The organism is Leucobacter albus, from assembly GCF_039528015.1.
Taxonomy (GTDB): Bacteria; Actinomycetota; Actinomycetes; order Actinomycetales; family Microbacteriaceae; genus Leucobacter; species Leucobacter albus.
This window is the reverse complement of the sequence record NZ_BAAAKZ010000001.1, coordinates 168682-192552: the sequence shown is the minus strand read 5'-3', so window position 1 is coordinate 192552 and position 23871 is coordinate 168682. Positions and strand designations below refer to the sequence as shown.

Annotated in this window: 23 protein-coding genes and 1 riboswitch; of the genes, 7 read left to right on the top strand and 16 right to left on the bottom strand. The window is 68.8% G+C overall.

Annotated features, from left to right (window positions below; translation table 11 throughout):
• Window position 1: 1 nt before the first annotated feature.
• The 8 genes from ABD115_RS00885 to rpmB all read right to left on the bottom strand — a co-directional run bounded on the left by ABD115_RS00885 (window position 2) and on the right by rpmB (window position 6586).
• Window positions 2-1543: an ABC transporter substrate-binding protein gene (locus ABD115_RS00885; RefSeq protein ID WP_343957229.1), complete on the bottom strand. Its 1542-nt coding sequence runs from the start codon at window positions 1541-1543 to the stop codon at window positions 2-4.
• A 333-nt stretch (window positions 1544-1876) separates the two neighbouring features.
• Complete coding sequence (locus ABD115_RS00880) at window positions 1877-2815, bottom strand: SMP-30/gluconolactonase/LRE family protein (protein ID WP_343957227.1); 939 nt, start codon at window positions 2813-2815, stop codon at window positions 1877-1879.
• The gene (locus tag ABD115_RS00875) at window positions 2812-3507 is read right to left on the bottom strand and encodes a GntR family transcriptional regulator (protein ID WP_343957226.1); all 696 of its coding nucleotides are present in this window, start codon (window positions 3505-3507) and stop codon (window positions 2812-2814) included. Before ABD115_RS00875 ends, ABD115_RS00880 begins: the two co-directional genes overlap by 4 nt.
• A 238-nt stretch (window positions 3508-3745) precedes the next feature.
• Window positions 3746-5254, bottom strand: a complete 1509-nt coding sequence (locus tag ABD115_RS00870; protein WP_343957224.1) for a DHA2 family efflux MFS transporter permease subunit — start codon at window positions 5252-5254, stop codon at window positions 3746-3748.
• 80 nt (window positions 5255-5334) lie between these two features.
• Window positions 5335-5613 carry an HU family DNA-binding protein gene (locus tag ABD115_RS00865; RefSeq protein WP_042544305.1) on the bottom strand — a complete coding sequence of 93 codons (279 nt, stop codon included), beginning with the start codon at window positions 5611-5613 and terminating at the stop codon, window positions 5335-5337.
• Window positions 5614-5874: 261 nt separating this feature from the next.
• Window positions 5875-6180 carry a 30S ribosomal protein S14 gene (gene rpsN, locus ABD115_RS00860; RefSeq protein ID WP_042544304.1) on the bottom strand — a complete coding sequence of 102 codons (306 nt, stop codon included), beginning with the start codon at window positions 6178-6180 and terminating at the stop codon, window positions 5875-5877.
• A gap of 2 nt (window positions 6181-6182) precedes the next feature.
• Window positions 6183-6350 (bottom strand): 50S ribosomal protein L33, encoded by a 168-nt coding sequence (gene rpmG, locus ABD115_RS00855; RefSeq protein ID WP_042544303.1) that lies wholly within the window; start codon window positions 6348-6350, stop codon window positions 6183-6185.
• Window positions 6350-6586 carry a 50S ribosomal protein L28 gene (rpmB, locus tag ABD115_RS00850; protein WP_343957222.1) on the bottom strand — a complete coding sequence of 79 codons (237 nt, stop codon included), beginning with the start codon at window positions 6584-6586 and terminating at the stop codon, window positions 6350-6352. Before rpmB ends, rpmG begins: the two co-directional genes overlap by 1 nt.
• Before the next feature lie 275 nt (window positions 6587-6861).
• Here rpmB and ABD115_RS00845 point away from each other — a divergent pair, with 275 nt between their 5' ends.
• Both ABD115_RS00845 and ABD115_RS00840 read left to right on the top strand, forming a co-directional pair.
• Window positions 6862-8571: a hypothetical protein gene (locus ABD115_RS00845; RefSeq protein ID WP_343957219.1), complete on the top strand. Its 1710-nt coding sequence runs from the start codon at window positions 6862-6864 to the stop codon at window positions 8569-8571.
• Between the two features lie 18 nt (window positions 8572-8589).
• Window positions 8590-9531 (top strand): tRNA uridine(34) hydroxylase, encoded by a 942-nt coding sequence (locus ABD115_RS00840; RefSeq protein ID WP_343957217.1) that lies wholly within the window; start codon window positions 8590-8592, stop codon window positions 9529-9531.
• A gap of 196 nt (window positions 9532-9727) precedes the next feature.
• Here the strand turns inward: ABD115_RS00840 and ABD115_RS00835 are convergent, their stop codons facing one another.
• The 3 genes from ABD115_RS00835 to thiM all read right to left on the bottom strand — a co-directional run bounded on the left by ABD115_RS00835 (window position 9728) and on the right by thiM (window position 12725).
• Entirely contained in the window at window positions 9728-11245 is a 1518-nt protein-coding gene (locus ABD115_RS00835) for a bifunctional hydroxymethylpyrimidine kinase/phosphomethylpyrimidine kinase (protein WP_343957214.1), read from the bottom strand.
• Entirely contained in the window at window positions 11242-11889 is a 648-nt protein-coding gene (thiE, locus tag ABD115_RS00830; RefSeq protein WP_343957212.1) for a thiamine phosphate synthase, read from the bottom strand. The genes ABD115_RS00835 and thiE overlap by 4 nt, the downstream gene beginning before the upstream one ends.
• Window positions 11886-12725, bottom strand: coding sequence for a hydroxyethylthiazole kinase (gene thiM / locus ABD115_RS00825; protein ID WP_343957210.1), 840 nt, complete (start codon window positions 12723-12725; stop codon window positions 11886-11888). The genes thiE and thiM overlap by 4 nt, the downstream gene beginning before the upstream one ends.
• Window positions 12716-12810: riboswitch (TPP riboswitch) on the bottom strand. (Overlaps the previous gene by 10 nt.)
• A 145-nt stretch (window positions 12811-12955) precedes the next feature.
• Here thiM and ABD115_RS00820 point away from each other — a divergent pair.
• Entirely contained in the window at window positions 12956-13921 is a 966-nt protein-coding gene (locus ABD115_RS00820; protein WP_343957208.1) for a hypothetical protein, read from the top strand.
• 206 nt (window positions 13922-14127) lie between these two features.
• On the opposite strand, the gene ABD115_RS00815 is transcribed toward ABD115_RS00820, so the two are convergent.
• The gene (locus tag ABD115_RS00815) at window positions 14128-14724 is read right to left on the bottom strand and encodes a hypothetical protein (protein ID WP_343957207.1); all 597 of its coding nucleotides are present in this window, start codon (window positions 14722-14724) and stop codon (window positions 14128-14130) included.
• A gap of 397 nt (window positions 14725-15121) precedes the next feature.
• Complete coding sequence (locus ABD115_RS00810) at window positions 15122-17110, bottom strand: M13 family metallopeptidase (protein WP_343957205.1); 1989 nt, start codon at window positions 17108-17110, stop codon at window positions 15122-15124.
• A gap of 114 nt (window positions 17111-17224) precedes the next feature.
• Between ABD115_RS00810 and ABD115_RS00805 the strand changes: the two genes are divergently transcribed.
• The 4 genes from ABD115_RS00805 to ABD115_RS00790 all read left to right on the top strand — a co-directional run bounded on the left by ABD115_RS00805 (window position 17225) and on the right by ABD115_RS00790 (window position 22503).
• Complete coding sequence (locus ABD115_RS00805) at window positions 17225-18571, top strand: MATE family efflux transporter (RefSeq protein ID WP_343957203.1); 1347 nt, start codon at window positions 17225-17227, stop codon at window positions 18569-18571.
• A gap of 115 nt (window positions 18572-18686) precedes the next feature.
• The gene (locus tag ABD115_RS00800; protein WP_343957201.1) at window positions 18687-19961 is read left to right on the top strand and encodes an MFS transporter; all 1275 of its coding nucleotides are present in this window, start codon (window positions 18687-18689) and stop codon (window positions 19959-19961) included.
• Window positions 19962-19970: 9 nt separating this feature from the next.
• Window positions 19971-20663, top strand: coding sequence for an endonuclease NucS (nucS, locus tag ABD115_RS00795; RefSeq protein ID WP_343957199.1), 693 nt, complete (start codon window positions 19971-19973; stop codon window positions 20661-20663).
• Between the two features lie 172 nt (window positions 20664-20835).
• On the top strand, window positions 20836-22503 hold the full coding sequence (locus tag ABD115_RS00790; RefSeq protein ID WP_343957197.1) for a long-chain-fatty-acid--CoA ligase: 1668 nt from the start codon (window positions 20836-20838) through the stop codon (window positions 22501-22503).
• Window positions 22504-22594: 91 nt separating this feature from the next.
• Here the strand turns inward: ABD115_RS00790 and ABD115_RS00785 are convergent, their stop codons facing one another.
• The 3 genes from ABD115_RS00785 to ABD115_RS00775 all read right to left on the bottom strand — a co-directional run bounded on the left by ABD115_RS00785 (window position 22595) and on the right by ABD115_RS00775 (window position 23808).
• Window positions 22595-22792, bottom strand: a complete 198-nt coding sequence (locus ABD115_RS00785; RefSeq protein ID WP_343957195.1) for a hypothetical protein — start codon at window positions 22790-22792, stop codon at window positions 22595-22597.
• A gap of 146 nt (window positions 22793-22938) precedes the next feature.
• Window positions 22939-23136 (bottom strand): hypothetical protein, encoded by a 198-nt coding sequence (locus ABD115_RS00780; RefSeq protein ID WP_343957193.1) that lies wholly within the window; start codon window positions 23134-23136, stop codon window positions 22939-22941.
• Window positions 23137-23229: 93 nt separating this feature from the next.
• On the bottom strand, window positions 23230-23808 hold the full coding sequence (locus ABD115_RS00775; RefSeq protein ID WP_343957191.1) for a TetR family transcriptional regulator: 579 nt from the start codon (window positions 23806-23808) through the stop codon (window positions 23230-23232).
• Window positions 23809-23871 lie beyond the last annotated feature (63 nt).

Here is a 23871-nt window from a genome sequence, read left to right as displayed (position 1 = left end):
GTTATCCCTTGAAGCTGGCGTTCTCGAGGTGGAGCTGGCCGCCGCCCTCAACCCAGACGCCGTCGAGCGCGCTCGCGGTTGCGGTCACGACCGTGGCCTGGATGGGAACGATGAGCGGCACCTCACGGTTGATGATGGTCTGCACCTCGCCCCACTTTGCCTTGCGCGCTGCCTCGTCTGGCTCGCCAACCGCGGCATCAAACGCGGCCTGGAAGTCGGGGTTCACCCAGTTGCACTCGCAGCGGCCCTCGAGGTAGAAGTTCAGCGAGTACGCGGGCTCGGGCGGGGTCGACTGGAAGTTCGGCACGATTGTCGCCGGGTAGCTCTTGCCAGCCGGGTAGAACTTCTCGACCCAGGTGCCGATGTCGTTGTTCTCGATCTTCAGCGTGATGCCGATCTCTTTCAGGCTCGCCTGGAGAATCTCGGCGCTCGTGTTCCACTCGGGGTACTGGCCGGCAACGCCCCACCAGGTGAGCGTTGAGCCCTCGGTCACCCCGGCCTCGGCAAACAGCGCCTTCGCCTTGTCGAGATCGTAGCTGTAGTCTTCGAGTTCGCCGCCAAACCAGGCGTTGTTCTCGCCGAGCGCGTTGTTCGTCGGAGCGAGCTTGCCCTGATCGGCGTAGGCCGCTGCAAGCACGGCCTCGCGGTCGATCGAGTAGGCGAGGGCCTGGCGGGCGCGCACGTCGTTGAACGGCGCAGACGTCGTGTCCATCTCCCAGCTCGGCCACTGGCTCGGGTTGTCGGGGCGCACGAGCGAGATTGCGCTGTCGCCCTCGAACTGAGCAACGTCGCCCTGCGGCACCGACCAGAGCACGTCGATGTCTCCCGAGCGCAGGCCGGTGACGGCGGCGGTCGACTCGGCCGCCTTCTCGATGACGATCTCTTCGAGGGCCGGCGCCTCGCCGAAGTAGGCGTCGTTGCGAACGAGCGTCACCGAGTTGTCGGGGGTAAACGCCTTCACCGTGTACGGGCCGGTTCCGATCGGGTTCTTGTCGATCTGGTCGAGCTCGTCCATGTCCATGACCTTCACCCAGACGATGCCTGCGGGGAAGGTTGCGGTCGGCTGGTCGAGCGTGAAGACAACGGTGCGCTCGTCGGTCGCCTCGACGCTCGTGATCGCCTCGAGCTTCGTCTTCTCTTGCGTCGCGGTCTCGGGCGCGAGGTAGTACTCGAACGAGGCGACAACCGCCTCGGCGGTGAGGGGGTCGCCGTTCGAGAAGGTGACGCCGTCTTTCAGCGTGAACGTCCAGGTCTGCTGGTCATCGCTGACCTCCCACTTCTCGGCAAGGTCGCCCTCAATCTCGCCCGACTCAGAGGTCTGGGTGAGGCCGTTCCACAGCAGCGGGAAGAGCACCTCTTCCCACGCAAAGGTGCGGATTGCCGGGTTGAGCTGCGGGATGCCCTGGGCGGCTGCCACGGTGATCGAGCTCTGGCCCGCTCCCCCCGAGCCCTCGCCGAGGGTACCCCCGCCCGTGCCGGCGCACGACGACAAAGCTATGACTGCAGCGGCGGCGATAACGCCGGTCGCAAGTTTCTTTCGCAACAACACTGTTCCTCCAAGATGATCGCGGCATGCACACTCACGCCTCCGCTATAGTATCTAGCATAACGCCGAGGCTGTCCACGAGCAAACGGGCACGCGCCCGGGTTTTTGCCACAATCGCAAGCCACCGGGGCACGGTCGCCGGCCCCGGGTCAGCGCGCAGAGGCTCGAACCCCTGCCCCGACGATTGCGTCGCCGCGGCCCAGCCGGTGCCCCCTCGGGGGCGCTACCGCTCCGGGGTGATCCGCCGTGATCCGCCGCGATCCGCCGCGATCTCCGGGAGCCGCCGCGATCCGCCTCGATCCACCGCGAGAACGCACCCCGACCCGCGAGCTACGACTCGTGCGCGAGCCCGAGCACCTCGGCGACGCCTGCCGCCTCGAGCACGGCCAGCCCGCCGGGGCCCGCCGCGTCGGCCGCGAGCGTGATCACGACCCCGCCGTCGGGCAGCCCGGCGATTGCGGTGGGCCGCATGCCCGGAGTAAGCACAGCGCTGGCCGGCGCCCCGCCACGCAGCACGAGCACCTCGCCCGCATCCCAGATCGCGCTCCACAGCGAGCCGTCCGGGGCGAGCCACAGGCCGTCGGGAAGCCCCGCCCGGCCTGGGCCAGGCACCGCGATGCTCGCGCCGCGGTCGCCATCGCGGCCGTAGCGCCGAATCTCGCGGCCGAGTGTGTCGGTCGCGAGCACCGCGGCATCGCAGGCATCGAACACGATCCCGTTCCAGCAGGCGACGGGGCCGTCGACCACCCGGGCGACGCCCTCGGCATAGCGAAACAGCAACCCGGCATCGGGGTCGCCCTCCCCGAGGTTCATCGTGCCAAACCACACCGCACCGTCAGGCGCCAGCGCGCCGTCGTTGATGCGCACCGGCACCGCGGCGCCCGGCAGCTCCCACACCCGCGCGAGCTGCGCCCCCTCCCAGTGCAGCCGGTACAGGCCATCGGCAAGGCCCAGCAGCGCGCTCGAGTCGCTTTCAGGAATGACGAAGCCGGGCAGCTGCGGGAGCTGCAGCGACTCGTAGGCAGCGCGGTTTCCAAGCTCGGTCGCCGCAACCCGCCACACCCTGGCGGCCTCGATATCAATGAACCAGAGCGAGCGGCCGCTCGGCGAGAGGCGCGGCGACTCCGCAAGCTCACAGGCTGGCGACTCCGCGACCCGCACGGCGCGAACTGCCGGCAGGGCTCCTCCGGCCGCTCCGGCCACAGTGGCAGCGCCGTCGGCTCCGGCCGTGCCGGTGCCATCGACCGCGCCGGCATCACCGGTTGTCATGGCGAAGTGACCGGCTCGACGCCTTGGCCGCCCTCGCGTCCGGTCGAGGAGACGCGCGTGACGGCATCGTCGATGTGCTGCGACATCGACTCCTGCGCCGCGGCGAGATCGCCGCTCGCGATGGCCACGATGAGATCTTCGTGCGCCTGCACGTGGCGCTGCAGCTCGTGCTGACCAAGCGCGGCGTTGGCCGCTTTCAAGAAACTGTTGATGCGCCCGCGCAGCTGCGAGGCGATGTCGGCGAGCACCGAGTGCTCGGCCATGCCCCACAGTGCCTCGTGAAACCGGCGGTCGAGCATGAAGAGCTCGTCAACGTCGCGCGCCTCGGCGGCCTCGGCCATCTTGCCGACGATCGCGCGCAGCTGCTCCTCGTTGCCCGGCTGCCACCGAGCCTGCACGCGCTCCACCACGAACCGCTCGAGCACCGAGCGCAGACTCGACACCTCCTCGAGTTCGACACTGCCAAGCTCGGCGACGCGCGCTCCGCGCCGCGGCTCGCGCTCTACGAGGCCCTCCTCGGTCAGCCGCGCGAGCGCCTCGCGCACGGGAATGTGGCTCACCCCGAGCTGCGCGGCGAGGTGGCGCTCGATGAGGCGCGCGCCCGGCTCGAAATCGCCAGCGAGAATCGCCTCGCGCAGTTCCATGGTGACCGTGTCCGAGATACTCGAGCTCGTGAGGTTGTTCAGCGCCATTCGGGTCCAATCGTGAGAAGGAGCGGCTCCCCCACACCACTGTGGTCGCGGGCTCGCCCCACGAACCAGTGTAGACCATCGCTATAGCAAGGCGCCGAGCGGCTGGGGCGCCGAACTGCTGGGCCACCGCCGAGCGGCTGGGCCACCGCCGAGCGGCTGGGCCACCGCCGAGTGGCTGGGCTACCGCCGAGCGGTGTGCCATCGTGGCGCGCTCGCGCGGCCCACCGGGCCCGCCTGTTTAGGCGTTCTCGGCCGGCCCGGCCTGCACGCGCACCGGCCCGGTGCGCGGCGGGCGGGGCGCGAACAACAGCGTGAGCGCCGCTCCGACCGCGATCACGGCGACCGGCAGCAGCAGCGACTGCCCCATCGCGGCAGCGAAGCCCTCCTGCACCTGCGGTGGGAGCTGGCCACCGCCCATGCCACCGCCCATGCCACCGGCGTCGCCAGTGCCAAGCTCGGCCGCGAGGCGCGCGGTCATGAGAGCCGTGATCGAGGCAGAGCCGAGCACCGCACCAACCTGGCGGCTCGTGTTGTAGACGCCTGAACCGGCGCCCGCGAGATCGAGCGGCAGGTTGAACGTCGTGATTGCAGACAGCGGCCCCCACATGCCCGCGTTCGCGACGCCGAGAACCGCGCTGGGAATGAGCAGCAGCCACAGCGGCGTTCCCGGCCGCAGCATCACGAAGTAGAGCAGCATGCCGCCGGCGAGCAGCAGCAGGCCCGCGGTCGCGATGCGGCGCGGGTCGCCGCGGTCGATGAGAATGCCCGCGGGGCGCGCAAGCGCGGCAGACAGCACGGCCATCGGCACGAGCATCAGCGCAGACTGCGTTGGAGTGAGCCCCCGCACGAGCTGGAAGAAGAACATCAGCGGCATGCTCATGCTCGTCACCGCGAAGCCGACCGTCACGATCGTCGAGGTGCCGATCGAGAAGTTTCTGTCGCGGAAGATGCGCAGCGGCAAGAGCGGCTCGCCGCGCTGCACGTGCTGCCACCACACGAACAGCCCGAGCACGACCAGGCCGACGCCGATGAGCAGCCAGACCGAGATGGGGCCCCAGATCTGCCCCCAGTTGAAGGTCTCACCCTCTTGAATACCAAAGACGACCAGGAACATGCCGACGGCGCTGAGCACGACGCCGAGCCAGTCGAGCCGCTGCGCGTGCGTCTCGAGCCGCGGCACAAACTTCAGCGCAAGCACAAAGGCGACAACGGCGACGGGCACGTTGATGAAGAAGATCCACTCCCACCCGACCGCGTCGATAAGAAATCCGCCGAGAATCGGGCCGACGAGTGTCGCCACGCCCGCGGTGATGCCCCACACGGCCATCGCCTGGCCGCGCTCGCGCGGCGCGAAGATGCGGGTAATTACCGACATCGTCTGCGGGGTCATGAGGGCGGCGCCGAAGCCCTGGAACACGCGCGCGACGACGAGCACCTCGATCGTCGGCGAGAGCCCGCACGCGAGCGACGAGAGCGCGAAGACCGTGAGACCAATGAGGTAGACGCGGCGCGGGCCGAAGCGGTCGCCGAGTCTGCCGGTGATGAGCAGCGGCACCGCGTAGGCGAGCAGGTAGGCGCTCGTCGCCCACAGCGTCGCCGTCATGTCGGTGTTCAGGCTCTGCATGATCGTGGGGTTCGCCACAGACACGATCGTCGTGTCGATGAGGATCATGAAGAAGCCGAGCACGAGCGTCCAGAGCGCGGCCCAGGGGCGGATCTCTGACGGGTCTGTAAAGTTCTTGCGCACCGCACTAGCTTACGCCCAGGCAAAAACGACGAAACCCCCGAGCGGCCGCGGCCGTTCGGGGGTTTCGTGAAAAGCGAAAGCTACTTCACGGCAGCCTTGAGCTTCGAGCCAACCGACACCTTGACGCGCTTGCCAGCGGGGATGTCAATGGTCTCGCCGGTGCGCGGGTTGCGGCCGGTGCGAGCAGCGGTGGTCGCGGTCTCGAACGAGAGCCAGCCGGGGATCGAAACCTTCTCGCCTGCGGCGACGGTCTCCGAAACAGCAGCGAACAGGCCGTCGAGAACGTTCGAAACTGCAGCCTGGCTCTGGCCAGTCTCAGCGGCGATCTTTGCGACGAGCTCGGTCTTGTTGAGTGCCATGTTGTGTCCTTTCAGGGCGGTGACCGAATTGTGGCCGGCCCCTGATCTATTCGGGGTGTGACCTCCGCTAAGAGGTTCCGATCAGTTTGATCGGTATGAATCTACCCTACGTTTCCCGAAAAGCGGCGCGATTCCGCGGATTTCTTCGGACTGCGTGTCGTATTCGCTCTCGGTGAACACGCTGCGAGGGCAACAGAAAGGGGCGGTGTGGATCATTTGCGATCCACACCGCCCCTCTCGCAAGGCACTAGCGCCGGGCTGTTACCAGCTCGACTTCGTGATGCCGGGCAGCTCGCCACGGTGCGCCATGTCGCGGAAGCGAACACGCGAAACACCGTACTTCGTCAGCACACCACGGGGGCGGCCGTCGATGACGTCGCGGCTCCGAACGCGCACGGGCGACGCGTTGCGGGGCAGCTTCTGCAGGCCAACACGAGCAGCCTCGCGGCTCTCGTCGGTGCCGTTGGGGTCAATGAGCGCCTTCTTGAGCTCGAGACGCTTTTCAGCGTAACGCGCAACAATCGCCTGGCGCTGCTTGTTCTTCGCAATCATGCTCTTCTTAGCCATGCTTAGCGCTCCTCTCGGAATTCGACGTGCTTACGGATGACCGGGTCGTACTTCTTCAGCACGAGACGGTCGGGGGTGTTGCGACGGTTCTTGCGGGTCACGTAGGTGAACCCGGTGCCTGCCGTCGACTTCAGCTTGATGATCGGACGTACGTCCTTGTCCTTCGCCATTAGAACTTCACCCCACGCTTCTTCAGGTCGGAGACCACTGCCTCGATACCGCGAGCATCGATAACCTTGATGCCCTTAGCCGACAGGGTGAGAGTTACCTTGCGTCCGAGCGAGGGCACGTAGTAAGTCTTCTTCTGGATGTTCGGATCGAACCGACGCTTGGTGCGACGGTGCGAGTGTGAAATGTTGTGTCCGAAGCCGGGAACGGCGCCGGTCACCTGGCACACTGCTGCCATGATGTTTCCTCTCATACCGTGAGACCGGACGGCCTCACCCAAGATTTCTTGTCTGCGAAACCCGCCGAGGCAAGCCTCACGAAACGGTTCCCGCGGTGCGTGCACTGGGACGGCGCACGACCAAGGGTCAAGCTTACGCGCAAGCGCGCCTCACCGCAATATCAGATTTTCACGCGGGGCGGATCCGCGGCCGTAGAACGATGCTTGGAGCGCCCTCACATCGCGCTTGTAGACTCAGACCGTCCACACGCCGCCAGCAGAAACGGTCTGATTCAGTGACGAACCCCGCTCAGCCAACGCCGAACGACCCGCACGCAGGGGGCGACGCAACCGCCCCGCCGCCCGCTGAGCAGCCCCCGCTCCCAGCGCCGCAGCCGTGGTCGCCCTACCCACAGGTGCCGCAACAGCAGTTCCCGCAACAGCAGGTGCCGCAGACCCAGCCGCCCGCGCAGCCGTACCCAGCGCAGACCGACCCCGCTCAGCCTTTCGCTGCGCAGCCCTTCGCTGCGCAGCAGCTTCCCGGCTACCCCGTGGCGCCGCACCAGCAGGCTCACTCGCCGCAACAGCTCCCGCAGCGACCGCCGCAGCTCGGCACAACCGAGCTGGAGCGGCTCTACGGCGACGCCCCAGCGGGGCAGCCGGCGCCGCAGCCTGGGGCACAGGTGCGCGCGCAGACCGCAGGCGCCCCGCAGGCTCCTCCCGCACAGCCACCACTCCCCGCAAGCGCCCAACAGGCTGCGCCTGCACAGCCGTGGCAGGCGCAGCAGCCCGGCGCAGCTCCGGCTCCCGCCGCCTGGCCAGGCCAGCAGCAGCCCTGGCATCCGGGCCACTTGCCCGGCGCCGGCCAGGCCACGAACCAGTTCCCTGGCCAGTTCCCTGGCCAGTTCGCCGGCCAGCTCCCGCCGGCGGGGCAGGCGGTAGCCCCGCAGAAAAAGCGCAGCTGGATCGGGTGGGCGATCGCAGGCGTGGGCGTCGCGATCGTCATCGTGATCGCACTCGTTGTGAGCCTCGCGAACTTCCTGCGCTCTACCTCCGACCTCACCGACGCCCTCTCGCGCCCGGGTACTTGGACCCCCGCCCCACCGTCAGCCGGCCCGGTCACGGGCGCCGAGCGTCCCGGCTTCGAGGCTGCCGATGCGATCGTGAATGGCACCTACGAGAAGTACTCGGCAATGACTCCCGAGGAGCTCTCCCAGTTCTTCCCGAACGGCCAGGCAGGCTACGACGAACACTACGTCGGAGCCTTCCTGTCGCTGCTTGAGACGCAAACCAAGGAGCTGGGGTTCGTTGGTTCTATCACCGCAGCAGACGCCGATCTCGATGCTGGGATACAGGAAGCGAGTGACGCTGTCACCGAGCTCGAGCGTCGGTTCTTAGCGCAGGAGCATTTCGATAAGCTCGTCGTCATCACGCTCGAAGACGGCACGAAATATAACTATCACGGCGAGTACTACCCGCGCGGAACCGAGGCCTTCAACGCCCAGCGCGAGGCTTTTGCCGCCGGCTTCGTGCCCTATCTTGACGCGAACGGCACCTACGTCTCGGCGGTGAACGAACTCGCCGCCGGGCTCGGTATGCACCTGAGCAGCTCCATGGATGACTTCTTCGCCGCCTGCCCCGATACAAGCACGCTGTCGCTGCGCCCGGAAGATCTCGGCGGCGCCTACTGCCCCCAGCGCCCCTTCACAATCTTCGTGAATGAGCAGCACGTGAACTACGGCAATCTCATTTACGACCCCTATTTCTTTGACCTCATCAAGCACGAGTTTGCGCACGCCCGCATCGTCGGCACCTGCAATACGAGCATGCCGGCAAGCATTCCGGCCGGAACGCACTTCGAGGCCGCAACGAGTTCCTACACGGTACTCTTCCTCGGGGGCAACCGCGACCTCCTCAACCAATCAGCAAATGGCTCCGCCGACTATCTCATGACGGAGGCTTCCGACCACGGGGCCCAGCTGATTCACGCGGGAACGTGTGGCTGAGCGCGTACCATTGGGGGCGTGAGCCATCCCAAGATTCTGCTGTACTACGCGTTCGCCCCGATCAGTGACCCCGAGGCCGTCATGCTGTGGCAGCGCGAGCTGTGCGAGTCGCTCGGGCTGCGCGGCCGCATCATCATCTCGAAGCACGGCATCAATGGCACCGTCGGCGGCGAGATCGATGCCTGCAAGCAGTACCTGAAGCGCACGCGCGAGTACGGGCCATTCTCAGGCCTCGAGGTGAAGTGGAGCGAGGGCACCGGCTTCGTGCCCGTCGCCCCCGCTCTGCTCAAGGGCGTGGATCGCTCGGTGCCCTGGCAGGCGAGCGCCGACTTCCCGAAGCTCAGCGTGAAGGTACGCGACGAGCTCGTCGCCTTCGGTATTCCCGAGGAGACCGTCGTCGACGCGACGGGCGTCGTCGGCGGCGGCACGCACCTCTCTCCCGAGAAGGTGAACGAGCTCGTGGCCGAGCGCGGCGACGACGTCGTGTTCTTCGACGGCCGCAACGCCTGGGAGGCCGAGATCGGCAAGTTCAAGGGCGCTATCGTGCCCGATGTGCAGACGACACACGACTTCATCGCGCAGATCGAATCCGGCGCCTACGACGACATCAAGGGCAAGCCCATCGTGACGTACTGCACGGGCGGCATTCGCTGCGAGATTCTCTCGGCGGCAATGGTCGCCCGCGGGTTCGAAGAGGTCTACCAGATCGACGGCGGCATCGTTCGCTACGGAGAGGCCTTCGGCAACGACGGGCTGTGGGAGGGCTCGCTCGCCGTGTTCGACGGCCGCGAGGCGATGGATTTCGCACCGGGCGCGAAGGTCATCGGCAGCTGCCGGGCGTGCGGGGCCCCGACCGCGAACCTCGTCGACTGCGCCGAGGGCTCCTGCCGTGCGCGCTTCGTGGCCTGCGCCACCCACGAGGCCCCGCGCTGCGAGGCCCACCAGCTCGTCGCCAGCTAGCCCCGCGCCCGGGCGCTCGGCCCGATCCACCCCGCGCCCGCTGCACAGCATCGGCAATCGGCCGAACAAAGCCCCGATCCGCCCGCCTCAGGCCTATCCACCGCAGATCCCATATCCACCGCAGCGCCCCGGCCCGGCCCCGGCCCAGCAGCCCACCGCAGCGCCCCGGCCCAGCAACCCGACCGCAGCCACCCGCCTACCCGGCTGGCGTCTGCCCGAAGAACTCCCGCTCCCAGATCGCACCGACCTCGAACGCCCGCCACATCCGCTCCCGCGTCGCGGCATCGGCGGCGGCCGCGGCCGCAGTGACATACCCGATCGCGGTCTCGTTGTCGGCGGCGAAGCCCGCATCATCGTAGGTGGCGATCCACTCCGCGTACGGGTGATCAGCCTGCTGGGCACGCGCATGGATCGCGCCCGACACCAGGCGCTTGCCGAGATCGGCGTAGACCCAGAAGCACGGCAGCACCGCGGCCGCGGCCTCGGCGTAGTCCTTCGTGCTCGCGGCGAGCAGGTGGTTCACGTAGCCGCTCGTCGCTGCCGACGGCGCGGCGCTCGCGACGTGAATCGGCGCGTCGTCACCGAGCCGCGCGCGGTGCAGCTCGAGCTCCCCCATGATCGCCCCGTGCGCCGCGCGGGCCCAAAATGCCTGCTCCTCGGGGCTCGGCGCGATCTCCGACACACGCGCGAGCACCCGGGCGTAGGCGTGCAGGTACACCGAATCCTGCGCGATGTACTCGAGGAAGTGCGCGCGCTCGAGCGTGCCATCGGCGAGGCCCCTGATGAAGCCGAGCTGCTCGGTCTGCTCCCGCACGGTGGCGATGCCTGCCCACCAGGTCTCGCGCACGGCCTCGGCCGTCGGCCGGGTCTCGAGGCCGCCGCGCAGCCAGAGCCCGGCGAGGTGGTTGAGCGGGCCCGATCCACCGCCGACGCTCAGCTCGCCCGCCGCGGCGAGGCTCTCGCGCAGCCACGCCTTCGCCTCGCCGACCGCGGCCGCCCAGTCGCCCGGCCGCCGCGCGATTCTCGTCGCGACGCCGGCGGAGAGCGAGCAGCCGGTGCCGTGGGTGTGCGGGGTGTGGATCCGCGACCCAGCAAACTCCGTCACCTCCCCACCCGGTGCAACGAGCGCATCGGGCGCGCTCTCGCCGGGGAGATGCCCGCCCTTCACGAGCACGCGCACGCCCGTTGCCTCGGCGAGCCTGCGCCCCTGCGCGAGCGCCGCCGCCCAGTCTGCGGCGACCGCCTCACCGGTGAGTTCGGCGAGCTCGAACAGGTTGGGCGTGACGAGGTCGGCGAGCGGAATGAGCCGCCTGAGCGCCTCGATCGTCTCGGGCGCGAGCAGCGGGTCGCCGCTCGCCGCGATCATCACCGGGTCGAGCACGACTGGGAAGCTGGGCTGCGCCGTAGCTCCGCGCACCGCGCCGAGCCAGTCTGCGACCGTCTCGATCACCTCGGTGTTCGCGAGCATTCCGATCTTTACCGCGTCGATGCGCACGTCGTCTGACACGGCGTCGAGCTGCGCCCGCAGGAAGGCGGTGTCTGGCACGTGCACCTCGCGCACGCCCCTGGTGTTTTGGGCGACGAGCGCGGTGACCACTGCCATGCCGTAGCCGCCGCCCGCGGCGATCGATTTCAGGTCGGCCTGAATGCCGGCGCCGCCCGTCGGGTCGGTGCCCGCGATCGAGAGGATGTTGGGGGTGAACGGTGCGGTCATTTGGCGGCCTCCTGCCACTCGGTCATCAGTGTGCGGGCGGCTGCCGCTGGGTCGGGCGCTGCGCACAGCGCTGAAACGATTGCGACGCCCGCCGCGCCTGCCGCGCGGAGCTGTGCGATATCGGCGAGTTGTACGCCGCCGATCGCGACGCACGGCAGCGCGGTTGCGGCCGCGAACTCGCGGAACCCTGAGACGCCAAGCGGGGCCGGGTGGTCTGGCTTCGTGGTGGTGGGGTGGATCACGCCGACCCCGAGATAGTCGACCGTTCCCGGTGCCAGACGCGCGACTGCCTCGCGGTGGGCCGCCGTGTTCGCGGTGAGGCCGACGATCGCGTCGGGGCCGAGCTCTGCGCGTGCGCGCGTCACGGCGTCATCGCCCTGCCCGAGGTGCACCCCGGCGACCGGGATGCCGCGCTCGCGCGCCGCCACCGCGACGTCGAGCCGGTCGTTGATGACGAGATCCGCGCGGCCGTCGATTGCGGCGGCGAGCGCCTCGAGCTCGGTGAGCTGCTCGGCCGGGGTGCTCAGCTTGTCGCGCAGCTGCACGATCGTCACGCCGCCGTCGACCGCCTGGCGCACAGTTTCGACGACGCCGCGCGCGCCGCACAGCGCCGCATCGGTGACGAGGTAGAGGTCGAGCTTCATGCGTCTGCCTCCGCAAACACTGCCTCCGCCCGCACCCGCTCGGGGGTGAGCAGCGACAGCTCGTCGAGCAGCCGCACGGCGAAGCTCCCTGGGCCCTTCGCACCCGCCGCGGCTGCCGAGGCCGCGAGCCCGTAGACGGCGTGGGCCGCTGCCACGGCGGCCGCCGGCTGCTCGTCGCCGCGCACCGCGAGGAAGGCCGCGGTCACCGCGCCCAGCGCGCAGCCACCGCCCGTCACGCGGGTGAGCAGGGCGTCGCCGCCGAGCACGCGAACCGTGCGGCCGGCGGCGTGCACGAGGTCTTCGGGGCCGGAGATTGCGACGACCGCACCGTGATGCGCCGAGAGGGCGGCCGCAGCTGGCAGCGCGGCCGCTGCCGCCTCAGACGCGTCGGTGCCGCGGCCACCGGTTCCGAGCCCGGCGAGCGCGAGCACCTCGGAGGCGTTGCCGCGCACCGCGGTCGGGCGCTCGCGCACAAGCTCGTTGGCGAGCGCCGTGCGAATCGGCAGCGCACCGATCGCGACCGGGTCGAGCACCCACGGGGTGCCGGCAGCGTTCGCCCCGGCGACGGCCTCGCGCATCGCGTCGCGCTGCTCGGGCGCCGGGGTTCCGAGGTTCACAAGCAGCCCGTCTGCCGCGGCGGCGAACAACCCGGCCTCTCCCGTGATGTCGACCATCGCGGGAGCTGCGCCCAGGGCGAGGAGCGCGTTCGCGGTGAAGCCCTGCACCACACCGTTCGTGATGCAGTGCACGAGCGGGCCGCGGGCCCGCAGGCTAGCGAGCAGTGCTGCGGTCACCTCCGCCAGCTCGGCTGCGGGCGCGGAAAATGGTGCGTGCATAGGGACATCCCTTCGCTCGTACTAACGAGAGCAGGTTCGACGGGTCTGATCTCAGCCGCTGGTTGCGGCACCCCGTGTCGTTGGCAGCCAGCCTAGCGCACGCCCCGTACGGGCTGGCAAGCCGGCCTACCGGCCTGCCGGCCTGCCGGCCGCGCGGGCGGGTTCCCTGCCCCGTTTCCCCACAGCGAACGCATGCCCCCGCTTCCAGCCTCGCTGGTTAGCATGTCGCTATGAATCAGCCCCGCTATGCGCCCCGGCCCGAAGAGCCGATCATCGTTGTCGATGCCGCGCCGCAGGCCCCCTCGGGCTCTGGCTACCACCAGCAGCACCCGGCGGTGGCGAAGGCGCTCGACGGCGTGCTCACGGTGCAGCGGCCGATCGTGCTCGCCCACCTCAGGCGCATTCGTTCCCGCCACCCCGGCGCGACCCCGCAGCAGCTCACCGAGATGCTCGAGCGCCACTACCTCGCCACCGTGATGGCTGGCGGCGCGGGCGTCGGCGCAGCAGCAGCGATCCCAGCGGTGGGCACGGCTGCAGCACTCGCGCTCGCCGGCGCCGAGACCCTGGGGTTCATCGAGGCAACCGCGCTGTTCGCGCACGCTGTCGCCGAGGTGCACGGCATCGTGCTCACTGACCGCGACCGCACGCACGCCCTCATCCTCGCGCTCATGCTTGGCGATGAGGGCGCGACCCTGCTGCGTCAGGTAACCGGCCAGGTCGCAGGTGGCATGGCGCGCAACGCATTCTGGAGCGAGATCGTGACGACCGCGATGCCAAAGAACCTCGTCGGGCCCGCGGTCGACCAGCTGCGGTCGATGTTTCTGAAGAAGCTCGCGAAAACCGGCACGGCCTCCGTGATCGGCAAGGCTATCCCCTACGGTGTCGGGGCGGTCATCGGCGGCACGGGCAACCGGCTGCTTGGTAAAAAGGTCGTGCGGTCGGCCCGCCAGGCGTTCGGCCCTGCGCCCTTCGCCTACCCCGAGGTGCTCGCGCAGGTGCCACCCCGGCAGCCGCGCGCCGTGAGACAGGCCGAGCGCAAACAGCTCGCAGCGGGCAAGAAACAGGCGAGCCTCGAACGCAAGCAACTCGCGCTCGAAGCGAAGCAGCAGCGCAAGCAGCTCGCGCTCGAATCCGACAAGCACCGCAAGCAGCGCGAACGCTTCGGCACCGACCCCGAGTCGGTCGACCTGCCGTAGCGTCGGCGATGCACCGCGCGCTGGGCGGCCGCACCACTGCATGACCACCGCAGTAGCCTGCGCGAGCTGTGCCGCCGTGCGGGGGCGGCCGTGCGGGTGGCGCAGGTGGCGCAGGTGGCGCTAACGGCGCTGCACCGGGCTTGCGAGCTGCTGGCTCCCGACCTACCGGCAGCGGGCTGCGCGCCTGCTGCTGCGCGCTCGGGCAGCTACGACAGCAGCGACTGCACCACCGCGACCGCAGCTGGCCCGTCGAGCGCCGGGTAGTCACCCCACTGTGCCCCGCCGACCTGCGCCTCAACACCGGGAACCCACACCGTCGTCGCCGTCGACCCGGCGACCGCGGTGCCGAGCGTGAGCGAGAACGCGACGCCTCCGTGCCCTGCGACCCAGTCGCTCTCGATGACGCTGCCGCCATCGGCCTCGGCGACCATGCTCGGGTCGGGTGCTTCGGCGTCGGCCTCGACGGGCTCAAGCAGCACGGAGACGGAGCGAATATCCGCGAGGTCCGTTCCCTCCTCCGGGCTCTCCCACTGGCAGGTCACGCCCCACTCGTCGACAACGTTGCCCTCGTCTGGCACGAGCCCCTCGATGTACGCAGCGACCGCCTGCTCGACCTGGGCGCAAGACGAGATACTGTCGAGGCTGAACATCGTCTCCGCTGGCTTCTCAGGCGCTGTCGCGCTGGGCGCGCCCGCCTCGGGCGGCACCGATGGCTCAGCCGCGGGCGGGGCTGAGCACCCGACCAACGCGGTGAGGGCAGCGACAGCAGCGAGAGCTCCAGTGATCTTGGCAAGGGCGCGCATAGCACCACGATAGCCGCACCAGATGAACTACGAGGGCGCCCGCGCCCTGCCTGCCACCGAGCCAACTTTCTGCGGGCAATGCGCACTATGGGGGCTCCTATTCGCGTCTTTCCCGCAGAAAGTTCGGCCATTCGGCGCACACGGGCCGGCGAGCACCCGCGCCGCCCACCGAGCGCGCACCCGACCTGCCCTCACCCACGGGAGGGGCAGCCCGCGCCACCAAGCGCGAGCACCCAGCCCCGACCCGGCCCCAGGCCCCCGACCCCAGGCCCCCGGCCCCAGGCCCGGCCCGGCCCGGCCCGGCCCAGAACTCTCTGCACGCTGTGCGCGTTATGCGCCCCCGCAAAAGCGCATTTCCCGCAGAAAGTTCATATCGGGCAGGCCCCAAGCCCAAGCCCTACCAGATGCTCACGCGTTCCTCGGGGGCGAGGTAGAGCCCATCGCCGGGCTCAGTCGCGTACGCCTCGTGGAACGCGTCGAGGTTCTTGAGAATCTGGTTGCACCTGAACTCGTTCGGCGAGTGCGGGTCAATGGTCAGCAGGCGCACCACCTCGGCCGGCCGCGACTTCTGCTGCCAGGCCTGGGCCCAGGCGAGGAAGAAGCGCTCGGCCCCAGTGAGCCCGTCGATCACGGGAGACTCGGCGCCCGCGAGCGAACGCAGGTATGCCTTCCACGCGATCTCGAGCCCCGACAGGTCGCCGATGTTCTCGCCGATCGTGAGCTCGCCGTTGACGGTCTGGCCGTCTGCTCCCTCGGGCGAGAGCTCGTTGTACTGGCCGATGAGCGCGCCGGTGAGCTTCTCGAACGCCTCGCGATCCTGCTCCGTCCACCAGTCGGTGAGCTTGCCGTCGCCGTCGTAGCGCGAGCCCTGGTCGTCGAAGCCGTGGCCGATCTCGTGGCCGATGACCGCGCCGATCGCGCCGAAGTTCGCCGCCGCATCCCAGGTCACGTCGAAGAACGGCGGCTGCAGAATCGCGGCGGGGAACACGATCTCGTTCATGCCAGGGTTGTAGTAGGCGTTCACGGTCTGCGGGGTCATGAACCACTCGGTCGCGTCGATGGGCTTGCCGATCTTGCCGAACTCTCGCTGAAACTCGTACTCGGCGACGCGCTTGGAGTTGCCGACGAGGTCGCCAGAGTCTGCGGCGAGCGCCGAGTAGTCGCGCCACTTCTCGGGGTAGCCGATCTTCGGGGTGAACTTCTCGAGCTTTTCGAGCGCGCGCTCGCGGGTGTCTGCGCCCATCCACGAGAGCTCAGTGATCGAATCGCGGTAGGCGTCGATGAGGTGGCCGACGAGCTCGTCCATCGCTGCCTTCGAGTTCTCGTCGAAGTGGCGCTCGACGTAGATGCGGCCGACGGCCTCGCCCATTGCCCCTTCGACGAAGGAGACGCCGCGGCGCCAGCGCTCGCGCTGCTCGGTCGCGCCGGTGAGGGCGGTGCCGTAGAAGTCGAAGTTTGCGCGCGACATTTCCTGCGTGAGCAGCGCAGCCGAGGAGCGCACGATCGACCAGGCGAGCCAGGCCCGCCAGGCCTCGAGCTCGTCGTCGACGAGGAGCGAGGCGAGGCCCGCGAGCGCGCTGGGCTGCGCCGCGACGACCTCGGCGAAGGCGGCCTCGGGGGCTCCCATGGCTGCGATGTAGGCGCTCCAGTCGAGCTGCGGGGTGATCTCCTGCAGCCCGGCGAAGTCGCGCAGGTTGTAGAGCTTCTGAATGTCGCGGCTCTCGACGGTGTCCCAGTGGCTCTGAGCGATGCGCGTCTCGAGGTCGAACGCGAGGCCCGCGAGCCGCTCGGGGTCGCCGGCGCTCTCGGATCCAACGCCGGCGAGCGTGAGCATCCGCGCGATGTGGGCAACGTACTGCTCGCGCACCTCGGCGAACTGCTCCTCGCGGTAGTACGACTCGTCGGGCAGGCCGATGCCGCCCTGCATCACGAAGAGGATGTAGCGCGCGGGGTCGCCCGGGTCGTTGTCGATGAACATGCCGTAGAAGCCGCCGAGCCCGCCGCGCTCGAGCTCCGCGGTGAGGCGCACGAGCTCCCCAACCGAAGTAACGGCGAGCGCTCGGTCGAGGTCTGCGCGAATGGGTGCCGCGCCCAGCTGGTCGATGCGCTCCGTGTCCATGAAGCTCGCGTAGAGCGCCGCGACCTTGTCGGCCTCGGCTTCAGCCCCGCCCGAGATGAGCCCGGGGGCTGGCGACTCGGTGCCGGTGATGATGTCGCGCACGGCCTCTTCGGCGTTCTCGGCGAGCACGGCGAACGAACCGTACCTGGCTTTGTCGGCAGGGATCTCGGTGCGGTCGATCCACTTGCCGTTCATGTGGCGAAACAGGTCGTCTTGGGGGCGCACCGACGCGTCGAGCTCGGTGAGTTCAATACCGGAGTTACTCATGAGCACAGCCTAGCCGCGGGGCCAGACCGTCGGCATTGCGTTCACTCTCAGCGTTGCATCCTCCCGCACATGGAGGGCACCGCATTGTCACAGGCAACCGGTAGCGTATTGCTCATGTCTGAAGCAGCGGAAGCGCCGGGCGGCGAGCGCCGCACGATCGATCGGCGCATCGCGGCCCTCGCCTTCCCAGCGCTCGGCGCCCTCATCGTCGAGCCGATGCTACTCACGCTCGACGCGATCTTCATCGGCCACCTCGGAGCCGCACCGCTCGCTGGCCTCGCCATCGCGAGCGCGATTCTGCAAACTGCCGTCGGCCTGATGATCTTCCTCGCGTATTCGACGACCCCGCTGGTCGCGCGCAGGCGCGGCGCCGGGAACCTACGCGGGGCGGTGCAGGCCGGCATCGACGGGCTTTGGCTCGCACTCGGCATCGGCGTCGTCGTTGGCACGGCACTCTGGCTGGTCGCCGCGCCAATCGTGCGCGCATTCGGGGCGGATCCTGAGACGACAGCGCAGGCGCTCGCCTATCTCACGGTGTCGTGTCTCGGCATCCCCGCGATGCTGCTTGTCTTCGCCGCGACCGGGCTGCTGCGAGGCCTCCAAGACACCCGCACCCCGCTCTACGTTGCGACGATCGGTTTCTCGGCGAACGCCCTGCTGAACTGGTGGTTCATCTACGGCCTCGGCTGGGGCATCGCCGGCAGCGCCTGGGGCACCGTCGTCGCGCAGTGGGGCATGGTCGTGGTCTACGTGCTCGTCGTTGCCAGGCACGCGAGGCTGGCCGGCGCGAGCTGGCTACCGCAGCGCGACGGGCTGTCGCAGGCTGGCCGCTCGGGCGGCTGGCTGTTCATTCGCACCCTCGGGCTGCGCGCGGCCTTCCTCGCGACGGTGTTCGCCGCAACGAGCCACGGCACTGAGGCCACCGCGGCGTACCAGGTCGTGTTCACGATTTTCTCGACCGCGGCATTCGCGCTCGACGCGCTCGCGATCGCGGCGCAGGCGCTCATCGGCGACGCGCTCGGGGCGCGAAACGCAGCTGGGGCGCGGCGGGTGGTCTCGCGATCGATCTTCTGGGGGCTGGCCGCCGGGGCCCTCATCGGCGCGCTGCTCGCGCTCGGCAGCCCCGTCATCGGCCGCGCCTTCACGAGCGACCCGGGGGTGCTCGAGATTCTGCCACCCGCGCTCATCGTGCTCGGGCTGTCGCTGCCGCTCGGCGGTTTCGTGTTCGTGCTCGACGGGGTGCTCATGGGTGCGGGCGACGCCCGCTACCTCGCGTGGACGAGCCTCGTGAACCTCGCCGTGTACCTGCCCGTGCTCTGGCTCGCCTCCCGCCTCGTGCCGACGGGCACCGCGGCGCTCGTCGCGATCGTCGCCTGCTTCATGATCGTGTTCATGCTCGCGCGCGCTGTCACCCTCGGGGTGCGCACACGAAGCGGCAGGTGGATCGTGCTCGGCGGCTAGCGCACCACCCCGCCGGCGCACTCCTCCACGCGCTCCAGCCTCGCCCGATGCGACCTCGCCGCGTAGAATGGGGGCGTTCAGCCGCAGCGCGGTCACCCCTTTCGTCAGGAGCACTGTGGCTGCCAAAGACACCGAGATCACCCCCCAGCGGTGGACCATCGCGGTGCTCGCGGTGTTTCTGCTGTTCGGGTTCGGGTTCGGCAACTGGCTCGCCCGCATTCCCGCGGTGCGCGATCACCTCGGGGCGAGCACGTTCGAGATGAGCGTCATCGGCCTGGTGCTCGCCTCTGGCTCGGTGCTCGGCCTCGTGTTCGCCGGCCAAACAGTGACGCTGATCGGGCCGCGCCGAGCGATTCTCTTCGGCGCGCTGGGCCAGGCGGTCTTCATGCCGCTCGGGGCGACGCTGCTGTGGTTCGATCTGCGCATTCCTGGCATGCTCGCGCTCGCCTGCTTCGGGTTCTTCTTCAGCACGAGCGACGTCGCGATGAACGTCAGCGGTGCGGCCGCCGAGCGCGCGCTCGGTAAATCGCGAATGCCGATCCTGCACGGCGGCTACAGCCTTGGCGGCGTCTCCGCGATGGGCCTCGGGGCGCTCGCCGAGCATCTTCGTGTGCCGGTGCCGATTCACCTCGCCGTCGTGTTCGCGTTCATTGTCGCCGCGATCGCGCTCGCGGTGCGGTGGATCCCGCGCGTCGAACCCACCGCGGTGCCCGATGGGCCGGTGCCCGCGAGCACGAACACCGGCCCGATTCACTTGCCCCCGCTTCCGCCCGCGCCAAGCGGCGCGCCTGCGGCATACAACCCGTGGCGCGACCCTCGCATCATCGTGATCGGTCTGGTCGCAATGAGCCTGAGCTTCACGGAGGGCACGGCGACCGATTGGCTGCCGCTCGCCCTCGCAGACCACCGGGGCTTCTCGAACCCTGCGGCCGCGCTCGCCCTCGGAGTGTTCTTCGTGGCGATGCTCTCGACGCGTGCGGCCGGCAGCGTCTTGCTCGCCCGCTTCGGGCGCGTGACGATTCTCCGCGCGAGCGCCGTCACCGCCGGCGTCGGCATCGTGCTGATGAATGTGCTGCCCTTCACCTGGGCTGCCTATGCCAGCGCGGCCCTCTGGGGCATCGGCAGCGCCCTCGGCTTCCCCATCGGCGTCTCGGCCGCTGCTGATGACCCGGCGAAGGCTGTGCGCGGGGTCGCCACGGTCTCTGCGATTGCGTACGCCGCCTTTCTCATCGGGCCGATGGCGATCGGGTTTCTCGGCGAGCACTTCGGCCTCTTGCGGGCGTTCCTGCCGCTCATCGGGCTGCTCGTCTTCGTCGTGTTCGCGGCCAGGGCGGCGCGCGAGCCGGGGGCCGGCCCCGGCACGCAGGCGGGTCGGGTCGAGACCGGCTAAACTGACACGGTGCGAATCGTGGTTGCTGACTGTTCCGTTGACTATGCGGGCCGGCTCTCGGCCCACCTGCCGCGCGCGAAACGCGTGCTCATGCTCAAGGGCGACGGCTCGATTCTCGTGCACTCAGACGGCGGCTCCTACAAGCCGCTGAACTGGATGAGCCCGCCATGCTCGCACGAGACCCTCGAACTCGACGACGAGGTGCGCGAGGCCGGCATCGTCGAGCAGTGGCAGGTGACCCACAAGAAGACGGCAGACAAGCTCGTCGTGTCGCTGTTCGAGATCATCCACGATTCCTCGTACGACCTTGGCGTAGACCCGGGGCTCATCAAGGACGGTGTCGAGGCCCACCTGCAGGAGCTGCTCGCCGAGCAGATCGAGCTCGTCGGCGACGGGCACTCACTCGTGCGCCGCGAATACATGACCGCGATTGGCCCCGTCGATATTCTTGCGCGCGACGAGAGCGGCGCTTCGGTGGCGATTGAGATCAAGCGCCGCGGCGGCATCGACGGCGTCGAACAGCTCACGCGCTACCTCGAGCTCATGAACCGCGACCCGAAGCTCGCCCCGGTACAGGGCGTGTTCGCCGCGCAGGAGATCAAGCCGCAGGCGCGCACGCTCGCGGAAGATCGCGGCATTCGCTGCCTCGTGCTCGACTACGACGCGATGCGCGGCATGGAAGACAAAAACACCCTCTTCTAGGCGACCGCACCCCTACACAAATCCACCTCCCGGGGTACAGTTGTATGACAACTGCGCAACGATGGGGTCGCGTGTCTGTGGGTGAATCGATGCACGTGAGTGGTTCGCGCGGAGCGCACACTCGACCCCGGGGGTCGCGCTGGCGCACACCGCATCGATTCAAGGAGGAATCATGACCGCAGCTTTCGTCACCGGGCTACCCTCAACGCTCGGAGACAGCTACCAGCTCAACACCACCACAATCATCAGGCACTCGGCGCGCACCTTCCCCGAGCAAGAGATCGTCTTTCGCACGGTCGCAGGCGACTGGCAGCGCTACACATACGCAGACGCCTACCGCCGCACCCAGCGCATCGCGAACGCGCTCACGGCAGCCGGCGTCGGCGCCGGCGATGTCGTCGGCATTCTCGACTGGAACAGCAAGCGCCACTTCGAGCTGTACTGGGCGATTCCCGGCGTCGGCGCGGTGATGCTGCAAATGAACCTGCGCCTGCCTCCCCCAGACCTCGGCTACGTCACCACGCACAGCGGCGCCTCCGTCGTGCTCGTCGACGAAACCCTGCTCCCGGTAGCGGAGGCGCTCGCACCGCTCGCACCCGGCGTGCGCGAGTGGATCGTGATGTCAGATCGCCCGGCATCGGAGATACAGACGACGCTGCCGAACGCGCGCCACTTCGAAGATCTCGTCGCCGCTGCGAGCCCAGAGTATGACTGGCCGATCATCGACGAGCGCTCGGCGTATAGCGCGTGCTACACGACGGGCACGACCGGCCGCCCCAAGGGCGTGTTCTATTCGCACCGCAGCATCTACCTGCACACGCTCACCTGCGCCGCGACCCTCGGAGTCGGCGCGGGCGACACGGTGATGCCCGTGACGCCCATGTTTCACTGCCAAAGCTGGGGGTTCGCGCAGGCCGCCGTGTACAGCGCCGCGAAGATCGTGCTGCCGGGCCGCTACCAGGCAGAGGATCTGCCCGAGCTCGTCGACACGCTCATCTCAGAGAACGTGACCGTGGCGAACGGCGCGCCCGCGATCTTCCAGCCGATGCTCAACTACATTCGCACACTCGAGACAAAGCCCGACCTGAGCCGCGCGCGACTCATTTCTGGTTCGACGGAGCCGGCGCTCTCGCTCATGCGCGACTTTTATGAGCTCACCGGGGCAAACGTGATTCACGCGTACGGCGCCACCGAGACGACGCCGCTCGTGAGCGTCAACCTCGACCTGAAGCCGTCGCTGCGCGACACCGTGTCTGACGAGCAGCGCTGGGACATGAAGCGCAGTCAGGGCCTGCCGGTCAACGGGGTCGACATTCGGCTCGTTGACGCTTCGGGGGCCGAGCTGCCCCACGATGGCGAGGCCGTCGGGGAGATTCTGCTGCGCGGGCCGTGGATCGCTGAGCGCTACCACGAGCTCGCCGACGACGAGGGGCACTTCCTCGACGGCTACTGGCGCAGCGGCGACGTCGGCTCGATCGACGCGAACGGCTACCTCAAACTCACCGATCGACTAAAAGACGTCATCAAGAGCGGCGGCGAGTGGATCTCGTCGATCGACATGGAGAACGCGATCGTCGGCCTCGACCGCGTCGCCGACGCCGCCGTGATCAGCGTGCCGCACCCGAAGTGGGAGGAGCGCCCCCTCGCGCTCGTCGTCACGACCGACGGCGAGCCGCTGCCGCTCGAAGTTCTGCACGCTGGGCTCTCAGACAGGTTCGCGAGCTGGCAGCTGCCCGAGCAGATTGTGCACGTCGCGCAGCTGCCGCGAACGGGCGTCGGCAAGCTCGACAAGAAGGCGCTGCGCAACGACTACGCCGGCGTCTACGGGGCGGGGGTCTAGGCTCGGCCAGGCATACGGGTGGGTGCCGTCATCGCACCCTCGGCGCTGCCTTGGGGCACGGCCGTCGCGTGTGGCTCAAGCTGCCGAGCAGCTAGTCCTTGTGCTCGGGCGACATGCCCATGATGAAGCCGATGACGGCCCCCACCCCGATGCCGCCGCCCGCGCCCCAGCCGACCCAACCGAGCTGAGCGCCGAGCCAACCGCCGATCGCCCCCAGAACGCCGATGCTCCCCACCATCCAGATCGTGGCTCGGCGCTTCGCCCGGTCGGGGGTCTTGTTGTTCTCCATACCTCAACGGTAACGCCCGGCGCCCGAGAACGCCGCAGGCTGCGGCGCTTCTGGGCACGCGGTGGCTCGCCACACACAGCACGAACGCCCCGCCAATCACTTGGCGGGGCGTTCGTTGGCGCATCTCGCGCGCGAGGCTTTCAGGCCTACGAGTCGCGGAGTTCGTCTTTCACGTCATTGCGCGCCTTCACGGCGTCGCGCTCGGCCTCGGCCCGCTTCACGTCTGCCTCGGCACGAACCTCGTCGGCCTTGTCCTTGATCTTGTCGACGCCCTCTTCTACGGCGTCGCCGACCTGCTTCGCTGCCTTGGCAACGTTGTCCTTTGCATCTTCAAGAAAACCCATCGTGATCCCCCTTCGTTTGCTGCGGTGGAACACCAGTATTTCGTGGCTGCCTGAAAGAAGAGGCAAGAATTCGGTGGAAGTCTCAGGCAGCTTTCAGTGGCTCGGCACTATTTTTCGCTCGCGGCCCGAGCCGCCAGTTTCGCCGCCTGGCTCCCCCACCAGACCGGCCACCCCGGCCAACCCGGCCAAAATAATGGCCAGGCCGCGCCCAAACGACGCGTCGAGGTCGGCGCCAGGCGCAGCCAGTAGCGCGCCAAACTCAGCGGCCTGGCGGTGCGTCTGCGTCGCCTGCGTGTGCCCAAAGGTGTACAGCAGCAGCGTGCGCGCGCCGTCGCGGCCGACGAGCTCGGCGAGGCGCCCCTCCACCGCCGACGAGCCGAGCCTGAACGCCTCGGCGGTCGCAACGACATCGGCACCATCGCGCACAGCAAGCATTGCCACGCGCAGCCCCTCGCACAGCGCCCGCGGATCCGCCCCGGCAAGCGGCACCCCGCTGACGATCTCATCGGCCATGAGCGCGAGCAGGCTCTGCTTGTTCGGCACGTGGTGGTAGAGCGCGCTGGGCTGCACGTCGAGTTCGGCAGCTACGCGCCGCATGGAGCACGATTCGAGCCCCTGTGCGGCGAGCACGCGCAGCGCGGCGGCGACGACGTCGGCTCTCGTGTTGCGCATGCGACCAGTCTATCGGTAACCTGAACACCGTTCACCAGAACACCGTTCAGGTTGCCGACGTTG

Bases quoted from the DNA above. Each gene is read 5' to 3' on its own strand.
- ABD115_RS00880 (WP_343957227.1), bottom strand. From the start codon at position 2,815: ATGACAACCGGTGATGCCGGCGCGGTCGATGGCACCGGCACGGCCGGA.
- ABD115_RS00875 (WP_343957226.1), bottom strand. From the start codon at position 3,507: ATGGCGCTGAACAACCTCACGAGCTCGAGTATCTCGGACACGGTCACC.
- ABD115_RS00865 (WP_042544305.1), bottom strand. From the start codon at position 5,613: ATGGCACTCAACAAGACCGAGCTCGTCGCAAAGATCGCCGCTGAGACT.
- rpsN (WP_042544304.1), bottom strand. From the start codon at position 6,180: ATGGCTAAGAAGAGCATGATTGCGAAGAACAAGCAGCGCCAGGCGATT.
- rpmG (WP_042544303.1), bottom strand. From the start codon at position 6,350: ATGGCGAAGGACAAGGACGTACGTCCGATCATCAAGCTGAAGTCGACG.
- rpmB (WP_343957222.1), bottom strand. From the start codon at position 6,586: ATGGCAGCAGTGTGCCAGGTGACCGGCGCCGTTCCCGGCTTCGGACAC.
- ABD115_RS00835 (WP_343957214.1), bottom strand. From the start codon at position 11,245: ATGACCGCACCGTTCACCCCCAACATCCTCTCGATCGCGGGCACCGAC.
- thiE (WP_343957212.1), bottom strand. From the start codon at position 11,889: ATGAAGCTCGACCTCTACCTCGTCACCGATGCGGCGCTGTGCGGCGCG.
- thiM (WP_343957210.1), bottom strand. From the start codon at position 12,725: ATGCACGCACCATTTTCCGCGCCCGCAGCCGAGCTGGCGGAGGTGACC.
- ABD115_RS00820 (WP_343957208.1), top strand. From the start codon at position 12,956: ATGAATCAGCCCCGCTATGCGCCCCGGCCCGAAGAGCCGATCATCGTT.
- ABD115_RS00815 (WP_343957207.1), bottom strand. From the start codon at position 14,724: ATGCGCGCCCTTGCCAAGATCACTGGAGCTCTCGCTGCTGTCGCTGCC.
- ABD115_RS00810 (WP_343957205.1), bottom strand. From the start codon at position 17,110: ATGAGTAACTCCGGTATTGAACTCACCGAGCTCGACGCGTCGGTGCGC.
- ABD115_RS00805 (WP_343957203.1), top strand. From the start codon at position 17,225: ATGTCTGAAGCAGCGGAAGCGCCGGGCGGCGAGCGCCGCACGATCGAT.
- ABD115_RS00790 (WP_343957197.1), top strand. From the start codon at position 20,836: ATGACCGCAGCTTTCGTCACCGGGCTACCCTCAACGCTCGGAGACAGC.
- ABD115_RS00785 (WP_343957195.1), bottom strand. From the start codon at position 22,792: ATGGAGAACAACAAGACCCCCGACCGGGCGAAGCGCCGAGCCACGATC.
- ABD115_RS00780 (WP_343957193.1), bottom strand. From the start codon at position 23,136: ATGGGTTTTCTTGAAGATGCAAAGGACAACGTTGCCAAGGCAGCGAAG.
- ABD115_RS00775 (WP_343957191.1), bottom strand. From the start codon at position 23,808: ATGCGCAACACGAGAGCCGACGTCGTCGCCGCCGCGCTGCGCGTGCTC.